11 protein-coding genes are annotated in these 10,965 nt (G+C 66.0%); 9 read left to right on the forward strand and 2 right to left on the reverse strand.

All coding sequences use genetic code 11. The features are described from left to right. The 6 genes from AC1VAN_RS02720 to AC1VAN_RS02745 form a co-directional block, all read left to right on the forward strand. Nucleotides 1-1,331 (forward strand): TonB-dependent receptor domain-containing protein (locus tag AC1VAN_RS02720; protein WP_480985224.1); only part of this gene is annotated, 1,331 nt, incomplete at its 5' end. Nucleotides 1,332-1,387: 56 nt separating this feature from the next. After that, nucleotides 1,388-2,152, forward strand: a complete 765-nt coding sequence (locus AC1VAN_RS02725) for a Slam-dependent surface lipoprotein (RefSeq protein ID WP_480985225.1) — start codon at nt 1,388-1,390, stop codon at nt 2,150-2,152. 90 nt (nt 2,153-2,242) lie between these two features. Then, nucleotides 2,243-3,703 carry a surface lipoprotein assembly modifier gene (locus tag AC1VAN_RS02730; protein WP_478013497.1) on the forward strand — a complete coding sequence of 487 codons (1,461 nt, stop codon included), beginning with the start codon at nt 2,243-2,245 and terminating at the stop codon, nt 3,701-3,703. 99 nt (nt 3,704-3,802) lie between these two features. After that, nucleotides 3,803-4,144, forward strand: coding sequence for a type II toxin-antitoxin system prevent-host-death family antitoxin (locus AC1VAN_RS02735; RefSeq protein ID WP_480985226.1), 342 nt, complete (start codon nt 3,803-3,805; stop codon nt 4,142-4,144). A 3-nt stretch (nt 4,145-4,147) separates the two neighbouring features. Further along, entirely contained in the window at nt 4,148-4,801 is a 654-nt protein-coding gene (locus AC1VAN_RS02740; protein ID WP_099842614.1) for an ATPase, read from the forward strand. 35 nt (nt 4,802-4,836) lie between these two features. Then, entirely contained in the window at nt 4,837-5,457 is a 621-nt protein-coding gene (locus AC1VAN_RS02745) for a hypothetical protein (protein WP_313444657.1), read from the forward strand. Nucleotides 5,458-5,506: 49 nt separating this feature from the next. Here the strand turns inward: AC1VAN_RS02745 and proP are convergent, their stop codons facing one another. Continuing rightward, nucleotides 5,507-6,994, reverse strand: coding sequence for a glycine betaine/L-proline transporter ProP (gene proP / locus AC1VAN_RS02750; protein ID WP_025874399.1), 1,488 nt, complete (start codon nt 6,992-6,994; stop codon nt 5,507-5,509). Nucleotides 6,995-7,581: 587 nt separating this feature from the next. Here proP and AC1VAN_RS02755 point away from each other — a divergent pair. Both AC1VAN_RS02755 and AC1VAN_RS02760 read left to right on the forward strand, forming a co-directional pair. Then, a complete protein-coding gene (locus AC1VAN_RS02755) occupies nt 7,582-7,998 on the forward strand; it encodes a baeRF12 domain-containing protein (protein ID WP_032974590.1) in 417 nt (138 codons plus the stop codon). A 5-nt stretch (nt 7,999-8,003) separates the two neighbouring features. Continuing rightward, nucleotides 8,004-8,327 carry a thioredoxin family protein gene (locus AC1VAN_RS02760; RefSeq protein WP_442251783.1) on the forward strand — a complete coding sequence of 108 codons (324 nt, stop codon included), beginning with the start codon at nt 8,004-8,006 and terminating at the stop codon, nt 8,325-8,327. 66 nt (nt 8,328-8,393) lie between these two features. Here AC1VAN_RS02760 and AC1VAN_RS02765 read toward each other — a convergent pair whose 3' ends face one another. Next, a complete protein-coding gene (locus AC1VAN_RS02765) occupies nt 8,394-8,642 on the reverse strand; it encodes a hypothetical protein (protein WP_025874402.1) in 249 nt (82 codons plus the stop codon). A gap of 463 nt (nt 8,643-9,105) precedes the next feature. Between AC1VAN_RS02765 and AC1VAN_RS02770 the strand changes: the two genes are divergently transcribed. Beyond that, on the forward strand, nt 9,106-10,965 hold a 1,860-nt coding region (locus AC1VAN_RS02770; protein WP_480985227.1), incomplete at its 3' end, for a GH92 family glycosyl hydrolase.

Below are 10,965 nucleotides of genomic sequence, written 5' to 3' on the forward strand. Positions count from 1 at the left end.
GCCTGGAATGGCGGCCGGTCGAGTTCCTTACCCTCAACGCCGGTGTGCGCTACAGCCGCTACTGGGCGTTCGACGATTTCCTGCAGGCGCATCCGGAGCTGCTGACCCGCAGTGTCGGCAGCAAGGAGGCGCGCTACCGGGTCAACGAGCTGCCACCACGCCCCGCCAGCCTGCAGGGAGAGATCGATGCGATCGAATCGGAGCGTGAGTTCTGGGAAAGCATCGGCATGGGCTCGCTGGTCGACGACCTGCTGAAGAACCTGCTGAGCAAGTACGAAACGCCGGTGCCGGTGGAGCACAGCATCGCCTGGGCAGCGGATGCCGATGGCAACTACACGCGAGCCAGCAACCCGTGCCTCAACGGCCAGGTGGCCGCCATCCCCGGGCTGCTGCCGATGGTGCTCGGTACCGACCAGACCTGCCGGGTGCAGAACGCCGTGCAGGGGCAGGCGGTGCAGGCGCACAACAGCCGCCGCCGCGACCATGCCTGGCTGCCCACGTTCTCGGCCACCGTGCATTTCTCGCCTGCTGCGCGCCTGTATGCCCGCTACACCGAGGCCAAGCGCTTCCCCAGCATGTTCGAAAGCACCATCGCGTTTTCCAGCAGCCTCAATCCGCTGTATCCGCTCAAGCCCGAACACGCTTACAACTACGAGCTGGGTTATGTGCACAACCTCTCTGCGCTGTTCGACGGCACCGCCGATGCGGACGTAAAGCTCAGCTACTACGTACAGAAAACCCGCGATGTGATCGAGCGCGATGCGTACTTCCTGTTCGACAACATCGACAAGCAGACCCTGCGCGGCATTGAGCTGCAGGCGCGCTTCGACAACCGCCGCTTCTTCAGCGACCTGGGCATCGCCCGCACCCTTGAAAACGAAGTGTGCGACGAAAGCACCGCAGTACAGCTGGATGCCAACCGCGGCCTGGTGCCCAACTGCGTGCAGGATGGCTTCGTCGGTGGTTACTTGCTGACCCAGGCCGTGCCGAAGCTGTCGGTGAACCTGTCGCTGGGCACCCGCCTGTTCGACGAGCGGCTGGAACTGGGCAGCCGCATCATGCACTACCGGCGTCACCACAACCCGGACCTGCAGGCCTACCGCGACCGCTTGCTGGCCGGCGGCAGCAGCCTGCTGTGGCAGAACGTGCCGTTCACCTGGGGAAACATCACCACGGTGGATGCCTATGCGCGCTGGCGCTTCAACGACCACGCCAGCGTCGAACTGGTCGGCAGCAATCTCGGCAACCGCTACTACGTCGACCCGGCCACGCGCTCCACGCTGCCGGCGCCCGGTCGCACCCTCAAGCTCGCAGTCACCGCGCGCTTCTGACGCCTCACCGATTCAAGCGTTGTACCTGTAGTTCCCTCAATCCAAGGAGTTTTTCCATGAAAATGTTCTCCCGCTCCCTGCTCACCGTGGCCGCCAGCCTGGCCCTGGCCGGTGCCGCCCATGCTGCCGATATCGTCGGCGCCGCCAGCGCCGTCACCGATCCGCAGTTGAACGTCAATGTCGGCGAATCGCAGGTCAATGGTGGCCCGCACGTCGCTGGCAAGGCCGGCATCGGCGTCGGCACCGTGTCCGGTGGCACCCGCGTGGACTTCCAGGGCCTGAGCGCCTATTCGGCACCCACCACTGTCAACGGCACCACCGTGCRCACCCTGGCCATGCCGATCACCGGCACCCCGGGCAACCACGCCGGCATGGGCCACTTCAACTTCGTCAAGGTGGGCAGCGGCGATGTCTGGTTTGGTGAATGGTCCAAGGATGGCGCCGCCGGTGGCTTCAACAACCGCCAGGTCTATTTCGCTGGTGACCGTGCAGGCACCACGTTGCCGGCAGGCGTGGCCACCTACAGCGTGGCGGGCCTGAACAAGTTCAACGGCAGCAACCTGCTGACCGGTGCGTTCCGCGCCGACTTCGGTGCCGGCACCCTGCGCGGCCAGATCGCCGGTGGCGGCCTGACCGTGGGCGTCAACGCTGCCATCAACAGCGCCAATGCGTCCTTCGCAGGCACGGCCGTGGCCAACGGCTCGGTGTCGGGCAGCACCCAGGGCCAGTTYTTCGGTGCCAACGCCGCCACCCTGGCCGGCATCGCCACCTTCGCCGGCAACAGCCAGTACGACACCGCCTTCGGCGGCAGCAAGAACTGATCGCCACGCCCCTGACGGGGCAGGGCAGGGACAAGCCGCGATCCGCCAGTCCCTGCTTCGGCCTGCGATAGTGCTTCAACCGGATCGAACATGCGCCACCTTCTCTTTCTTGTCGTCCTGCTGCTGGCCTGGCCGCTCAACAATGCCCACGCGCAGCAGGATGACCTGCGCCGTGTGCTCGAACAGGGCAGCGAGCTGCGTCATCAGCAGCAGGACCAGCAGCGCCTGCGCCAGGCCGAGCACGAGCGACCGACCATCACCCTCGACGGCCAGCAGTACCGCGTGGAGCGCACTGTCGACGACCTCGGCCAGGCGCTCTATCTCGCGCTGCAGCACCAGCAATGGCAGGCCGCGGCCGCCTTCCTTGCCGAGTACATCGAACTGCCTGGCCACGATCCGCTGCTGCGCCACTACGCGCAGGGTGCGCTGGCGCGCGTGGGTGGTCAGCACGGCAAGGCCGCGGCCGAATACGAGGCCGTGCTCGCCGCGCAGCCGGACTTCCTGCCGGCGCGGCTGGAACTGGCGCGCGTGTATGCCGAAGACCAGCGCGACCGCGATGCCATCGCCCTGTTCGAGGCGATCGCAGCCGGCATCGATGGCGGCGACCCTGCAACGGCGGGCGTGCGTACGCGGGTGGACGGCTACCTGCAGGCCCTGCGTGCACGCCAGCGCTGGAAGGGTGGCATCGCCGCCGGCCCCGCCTGGAGCGACAACATCAACCGCAGTTCGGCCAGCCGCACCTGCCTGTTTGGTGACGGCACCACCTGCTTCATCGAACGCCGGTTGCCCGATGCACAGGCAGCGTTCGGCCTGGACTACGACGTCAGCCTGGAACGGCGCCTGCCGTTGGCCGGCCACCATGGGCTGTACCTGCGCGGCCTGGCGTTCGGCCAGGCGTGGCGTGGGCACAGCGACTACAACGAGCTCAATGCCAGCGTGCAGGCCGGCTACAGCTGGCGCAGCGCACGGCATACCTTGCTGCTGGCGCCCAGCTACGATTACCAGGGACTCGGCAACCACGCGCTGCAGGGCGGTGCCGGCATGCATGGCGAATGGCAGTTCGCCGCAGATCCGCGCAGCCTGCTGAAGCTGGAAGCCGACTGGAAACGCCAGCGCTATCGACAGCAGGGCGTGGCCAGCAACTACGACGGTGAACTGGCGGCGATCTATGCCACCTGGTTCCGCGCGCTCAACCCGCGCTGGACGGTGTTTGCCGGGGTCGACCTGAGTGACAGCAGCGCCGCCGATCCCGCCAACGGCTACCGGCAACGCGGCCTGCGCCTGGGCGCAGCGCGCCAGTGGAGCGGCACCACGGCCACGGTGTTCGTGTCGCTGCGTGAGCGTGACTACGATGCCTGGAGCCCGTTGCTGGARGCGCGTCGGCAGGACAGCGAGCAGAACCTGATCGCCATCGTGCGCAGCGAGCGCCTGGCCGTGGCTGGGCTGGTCCCCAGCCTGAGCCTGCGTTACGCACGCATCGACAGCAACGTGGACTGGCTGTACAGCCACGACCGCAGTCTGCTGAGCCTGAAATGGGAACGGGCGTTCTGAGCCGTCGGGCGCGGCGCAAAGGGGGGGGCGCAGTCCATTAATCCCCAATTTGGCCAAATTGGGTATAGTGGCCACATATCCTTCCGCTGGAGCCGTGCCATGACCCTCCCGCTCGACCTGCCCGGCCTGGACAAGGCCCCGGCATCCTCGGTCAAGACCCGTGGCTGGCCCAGCCTGATGCGTACCGTGCGCGAGAAGCAGGCGCTGGTCATCACCAACCACAATCACCCCGAGGCGGTGATCGTGGACATCAAGACCTACCAGGAGCTGTTGGCCAGGGCCAGCGGCAGCGACAGCGAGGAGCGCAGCGACGTGCTGTCGCGCCTGCGCAGCGAGTTCGACCAGSCGCTGGCCGGGCTGCAGCAGGGTGAGGGGCTGGGCAAGGTGATGGGCAAGCCGATCCGCCGCGGCCACAAGGTCGCGCTCGGCCGTCCGCTCTGAATCATGGGGCGGATCCTGGCGTTGGCCGGCGTCAATGGCGCCGGCAAGAGTTCGCTGCTCGGCACCTGGCTGGAGGCCGACGGCCTGGGCTGGTACAACCCGGACAGCTTCACCCGGCGCCTGGTGGAGGCGGGCTGGCCGTTGGCCGACGCCAACGCCGAAGCGTGGCAGGAGGGCGCACGACGGCTGCGCCAGGCGATCGCCGACGGCAGCGACTTCGCCTTTGAAACCACCCTGGGCGGCAACACCATTCCGCGTCTGTTGCGCGAGGCCTGCAGCCAGCATGACGTGGCGATCTGGTTCTGCGGGTTGGCCACCGTCGAACTGCATGTTGCTCGCGTGGCGGCCCGCGTTGCCGCCGGTGGCCACGACATCCCGCAGGACAAGATCCGCGCACGCTTCGATTCCGCACGCGAGAACCTGTTGGCATTGATGCCGCACCTGGCCGAACTGCATGTGTATGACAACAGCGCGCCGGCCGATCGCTATGGGCGTGTTGCCCCCTTGCCGGTGCTGGCGCTGGATCGCCAGGGCCTGCAGTATCCGGTGTCGGTGGTGGAGCTGCTGCACACCCCGGACTGGGCCAAGCCCATCGTCATGCGCGCGATGGAACTGCATGCCGACAGTACGCCGCTTGCCGGCCCGCCTGTGCGATGATCCGAGCCCGCAGATTCATTGATCGAGGAACACGGATGTACGAGCGGAAGCACTGGCAGGCCACTGGCCTGCGCGCGCTGGTGGTGGCCATGGCATTGACGGTAGCGGCACCGCTGCTGGCCCAGGATGCAACGCCGGCCGATGCCAAGGTCGAGGCGCCGAACGAGCCGATGAGCTACGACAAGGCACGCCGCACCGCCGAGGCATCGCTGCGCCTGCACCCGGGCACCGACAGCCAGTACGACTACCGCCCGCTGTGGGCCGGCAATGCCGACCTCGATGGCGACGGCCGCCCGGAGATCGTCTATCTCTATACCGCGACCCAGACCGGCAGCGCGATGCAGCTCAACGAGCTGGTGGTGATGACCCCGCTGGCCGAAGGTGATGCGCGGGGCCAGGCCACGTCACCCGGCAAATCCGCCTATGACGACGAAACCTACGCGTTGATCCGCGCCTCGGGCTACGCCGATGACGCCAGCGTGCATATCCCCGGCGAAATGGAAACGATCACCATGGACGGTGACCGCATCCGCGTGACCTTCAACAGCACCCGCAGTTCGAAGCTGTGCGTGCGAGGCAAGGTGGCCTGCCCGCCGGAAGGTCAGCATGCCTGGGTGTACCGCTGGAGCCCGGGCAAGCTGACCCGCGCCGACTAGCCCTGTGCTGACGGCAGCGCCAGGCAATGCCTGGCGCCACCGCAGCCACTCAGGCCGGGGTCACCTGTTCCGGTTCGGCCACGTCCGGCAACGGCGGCAGGGCGCGGTCCACCGTGACCGGTGCATCGCTCTTCAACAACGCGGCCGCCTCCTTGTCGCAGCCCACGGCCGGCGGCGAACCGCGCAGCGGCAGGCCGGCGGTCTCCTTCACGAAGATCATCGTGATCAGGCCGATCACCGCCGCGCCCATCAGGTAGTAGGCCGGTACCAGCGGATCGCCCGTGCGTTCCACCAGCCAGGCGGTCACCAGCGGCGTGGTGCCACCAAACAGCGACACCGACACATTGAACGCAATGGACAGCGCGCTGTAGCGCACCGGCGTATAGAACAGCGCCGGCAGCGTGGACGGCATCGAACTGGTGAAGCACACCAGCGCCAGGCCCAGCAGCATCAGGCCAAGGAAGATCAGCCCGTCGTTGCCGCTGCCCACCAGCAGCAGGCTCGGCACCGCCAGCACCAGCAGCGCGATGCAGGCGCCGATGATCATCGGCCGCCGGCCCAGCTTGTCGCTGAAAAGGCCACCCACGATGTTYAACGGCATCATCACCAGCATCACGATGATGATCAGCAGCAGGCCCTTGCTCTCCGCATATCCCATGGTCACGCTCAGGTAGCTGGGCATGTAGGTCAGCAGCATGTAGTCGGTCACGTTGAACACCAGCACCAGGCCCATGCAGACGATCAGCTGGCGGCCGTGCACGCGGAACAGGTCGACCAGGCCGGGGCGCTCATGGTCGCGCTTCTCGGCCTCTTCGGCGAACGCGCGGAACGCTGGCGTTTCCTCCAGCCGCATGCGCATGTACAGGCCCAGCAGGCCGAGTGGGCCGGCCACCAGGAACGGAATGCGCCAGCCCCAGTCCAGCATCTGCTCGCTGCTCAACAGCATGTGCAGTGCAGTCACCGTACCGGCACCGGCGATATAGCCGCCCAGCGTGCCGAACTCCAGCCAACTGCCCATCAGGCCGCGGTTGCGGTCGGTGGAGTACTCGGCGATGAAGGTCGCCGCGCCGCCGTACTCGCCGCCGGTGGAAAAGCCCTGCACCACGCGGGCGAGCAGCAACAGCACCGGCGCCCAGATGCCGATGCGTTCATAGGAGGGAATCAGGCCGATGGCGAACGTACCCAATGCCATCATGATCATGGTAAAGGCCAGTACCTTCTGGCGCCCGTAGCGGTCGCCCAAGGGCCCGAAGACCATGCCGCCCAGCGGGCGTACCAGGAAGGCCACCGTGAACGTGGCGAACGCGGCAATCACCTGCGCGGTGGGATTGCTGGAGGGAAAGAACACCTGGCCGATGGTGACGGCAAGATAGCCATAGACACCGAAGTCGAACCATTCCATCGCATTGCCCAGTGCAGCGGCGCCGACGGCGCGCTTGAGCATGGGTTTGTCGACAACGGTGATCTCGTCGACCTTCAGATGGCGGCGGCGTTTGAACCAGCCGAAATGGGCATGGGCATCGGAGTTGTCCTGCATGGGGACTCCCTTGGAAGAATGGAAATGGCGTTGGAATGGGCGGTACGAATGTCCCGGAATTCGGAAACGGCGATGCTGGCGCAGCAGGCGCAGGGGCATCGGATGGAAGACCCGGAAGGGGGCGAAAGGCGTGTGCGATGAAACGCCGCGCACGCAACACGCATTGCCCGCTGCCAGAACGCAGAGCGACATGCAGGACGAACGGATGGGTCCGATTACGTGTCAGCGCACGCGCGGGTGGGGCAGGCGCAGGGAACAGGCGGGGCAGGGCCCGCAGGCGTCATCCGCCGGGATCCAGCGCGAGGCGATGGAAAGGCGAGGGAGAGGCAATGATGGAAAGCGAAGCGCCGGTCGGCAGTGCTTCCCGCAGGCCAGCAACAGGTGCTGACGTGCAGTGGGTCGTGTCGATCATGCGTTCATGATAACGATTACAGTGTGAGCGTGCCGAGAATCGCGCCAGTACGAACGCAGCGTTCCATGTTGCCTGTTCATGCACATGACCCACGCACATCGAATGAACATGTTGTGCTCGCCTCGCTCACGCCCCGGCTTTTACGGTGGTCACGAACCAACGCAAGGAGTAACGCATGACCCGTCGCATTCCCGAAGGCACCCTGGTTATCGTCGCCGATGGTGGCTCGGCCCGCGTGTTCACCAACGTCGGCAACGAGCACAAGCTCACCCTGAAACAGGAAGGCGAGCTGCGCCTGCAGGACATCAGCGAACAGGGTGTGTCCGGTCAGGGCCCATCCGGTGCGGTGCCCAAGGACATGTCGATCTCGCAGCTCAACGAGGCGACCTTCGCCAAGCAGGTGGCCGAGCAGCTCAATGAAGACGCGCTCAACAACCGTTATGCGCATCTGGTGCTGATTGCCGATCCCACCACGCTGGGCCGCATCCGTCCGTTGCTGCACAAGGAGACGCAGTCTCGCTTGCTGGCCGACATCGCCAAGGATCTCACCAACGCGCCGCTGGAAGACATCCAGCGCACGCTGCAGGCGTAACCGGCATGCCCTTCATGCGTGACCCTGTGGCAGCCGAGCCGGCCCGCGCGGAGGTGGATGCGCAGGCCGGTTGGCTGTTGCTGGAATTCGGTGCACCGTGGTGCGGCCATTGCCAGGCCGCGCAACCGGCACTGCAGGCTTTCGTCGAGGCACACGATCTGCCGCACTGGAAGATCGAAGACGGCAAGGGCAAGCCGCTGGGCCGCTCGTTCCAGGTGAAGCTGTGGCCCACCGTGATCCTGTTGCGTGATGGCACGGAAGTGGCGCGCGTGGTGCGGCCGGTGGATGCGGCAGATCTTGCAACGCTGCAGAGCGCGCTGCCGGATTGAGTGGCCTCTTCAGTGGCCTTCATGGAGCCGAGCCACGCTCGGCTCATTTCCCCGGCGATGTCCGCTTCAATGCAGCGTCACCCGCACATGCTGCTCGCGCAGTTCATGCAGCAATCGCCGGCCATGCTGGCTCAACGCCATCATCGCCACAGTGATCTTCTGCAGGCTGTAGCCCGGGCGCAGATGCGCCTGCGGGTCGGCCGGTTCGTTCTCGCCGATCATCATCGCCATGCCCTCGGCGGTGTTCAGGGCGTGCTCGATGCGAAAGAACAGGGATTCCATTTCCGGGGTCAGGATGGGCGGTTCATGCGACATGCGATGGCTCCTTGAGGGGACGTGGCCACCGCAAGGGTGGCGGGCGGTGCGGGGTTGGAACTTCGGCTGAGCTCTGGGAAAAGCCGGAGGGCCATGCGGCCGCCGCGCACCGCCCGCCGTAGTCACGGCAAGCAGCTCCCAAAGCCCGTTTCGGGGTTCCACACCCGGCAGCGGTGTTCGCGCTGCGCGGATATCCTGCACACGCATTGGCGGTCTGTTCCACCCGGCACTGCATCTGAAAGTCTCCAATTACGGGCTGATTTTTTCTCGGTAGTGCCCATTCCGACAACCGCTTGCGCGTTCGCATCGAAATGGGCCCGCCAGGCTTGGCAGCATCCCTTCAATTCCAGTGTCGATCCATCCAATCGGTTGCAGATGCATGCGTTGAAGGCGGCATCCGCACTGCAGCATGCGACACCGTCACCCCGGTGCTAGGATCTGACCACCACCTGAATCGATCCAAATGCCGATGCCCACGCTGGACCGTCGTCTCCTGATCGCTGTCGCCGCCACGGCGATGTTCGCCTCCGGCCTGGCTGCGGCCGCCCCGGCCAAGACCGCCGCCGACAAGGCCTATGCCTCGGTCGATCCCTTTATTGGCACCGGCGGTGAGGGGCATACCTACCCCGGCGCAACGGTGCCGTTCGGCATGGTCCAGCTCAGCCCGGACACGCGCATCCAGCCGCGCGAGAAGGCCTACGGCTGGGCGGCGGGCTACCGTTACGACGACAGCAGCATCGTCGGTTTCTCGCACACGCACTTTTCCGGCACCGGTCATTCCGATTTGGGCGACATCCTGCTGATGCCGTTCACCGGCAACCCTGGCCTGGAGCGCGGCGACCCCGAAAAGCCACGCAGCGGTTACGCCTCGCGTTTCCGCCACGATGACGAGAAGGCCGAACCGGGCTATTACGCGGTCACCCTGGACGACTACAAGGTGCGCGCCGAGCTGACCACCAGCGCCCGCGTGGGCGTGCATCGCTATGCGTTCCCGAAGGGCAGCGAAGCCAAGGTGCTGCTGGACATGCGTACCAGCATGTATGACTACCCGGGCAAGATCCTGTGGTCGCGGGTACGCGTGCGTGGCGATGGCACCATCACCGGCTTCCGCGAGACGCGTGGCTGGGCCGCCGGCCGCCAGCTGTATTTCGCGATGCGCTTCTCGCGACCGCTGGCCAGCCACGCGCTGCACAACACCGAAAAGGACATCGTCTACAAGGGCTTCGCGCCCCCGGGCGAGAAGGACCCGGCGCAGCGCGCGCAGATCGAGGGGCGGCAGCTGGTGGGCACCTTCGACTTCGGCAAGCTGGATGCACCGCTGGTGGTGAAGGTGGCCATTTCGCCGGTCAGCGAGGCGGGCGCCATCGCCAACCTCGATGCGGAAGTGGCCGACTTCGATTTCGACCGTGTGCGCGCGCAGGCGAAGCAGGAGTGGACGCAGGCGTTGTCGGTGCTGGATATCGAAGCACCGGAACACGCGCGTCGCAGCGCGTACACCGCGCTGTACCACACGCTGCTGGGGCCGACGCTGTTCATGGATGCCGACGGCCAGTACCGCGGCGCGGACAACGCCGTGCACCAGGCCAAGGGCTACACGAACTATTCGACGTTCTCGCTGTGGGATACCTACCGGGCGCTGCATCCGCTGCTGACCCTGGTGCAGCCGGAGAAGCGCAACAGCGATTTCGTCAATTCCATGCTGGCCCATCACGAGCACAGCCCTTACGGCATGCTGCCGGTGTGGTCGTTCCATGGCCTGGAAGACTGGTGCATGATCGGCTACCACGCGGTGCCGGTGATCGCCGATGCCTACGTGAAGGGTATTCGCGGCTTCGACGCGGACAAGGCGCTGAAGGCGATGGTGCAGACTGCCAACTACGGCCCTTACGATGGCATCGCCCAGTACCGTGAGCTGGGCTACGTGCCGATCGACGAGGAGGGCGAAGCAGCCAGCAAGACGCTGGAATACGCGTTCGATGACTGGACCATCGCGCGCATGGCGCAGGCGATGGGCAAGGCCGATGTCGCCGCAACCTTCGACAAGCGCGCGGGCAACTGGCGCAACGCCTTCGACAAGGACACCGGCTTCATGCGTGCGCGCAAGCGCGATGGCAGCTTCCGTACGCCGTTCGACCCCAGCGCCAGTGGCTACGGCACCGACTACACCGAAGGCAATGCCTGGCAGTACTCATGGTACGTGCCGCAGGATGTGGCCGGCCTTGCCGCAGCGCATGGTGGCAGTGACAGACTGCTGGCGCGCCTGGATGAAGTGTTCAACGCGAAGGTCGATCCGGCCATCTTCGAGCACATGGAAGACATCACC

The sequence above is a fragment of the Stenotrophomonas sp. 05L44_2 genome (genome assembly GCF_056665995.1).

What these genes read in the sequence shown, in the direction of transcription:
- AC1VAN_RS02740 (WP_099842614.1), top strand. Translation starts at nt 4,148, where the DNA reads ATGGGGCGGATCCTGGCGTTGGCCGGCGTCAATGGCGCCGGCAAGAGT.
- AC1VAN_RS02745 (WP_313444657.1), top strand. Translation starts at nt 4,837, where the DNA reads ATGTACGAGCGGAAGCACTGGCAGGCCACTGGCCTGCGCGCGCTGGTG.
- AC1VAN_RS02755 (WP_032974590.1), top strand. Translation starts at nt 7,582, where the DNA reads ATGACCCGTCGCATTCCCGAAGGCACCCTGGTTATCGTCGCCGATGGT.
- AC1VAN_RS02760 (WP_442251783.1), top strand. Translation starts at nt 8,004, where the DNA reads ATGCCCTTCATGCGTGACCCTGTGGCAGCCGAGCCGGCCCGCGCGGAG.
- AC1VAN_RS02765 (WP_025874402.1), bottom strand. Translation starts at nt 8,642, where the DNA reads ATGTCGCATGAACCGCCCATCCTGACCCCGGAAATGGAATCCCTGTTC.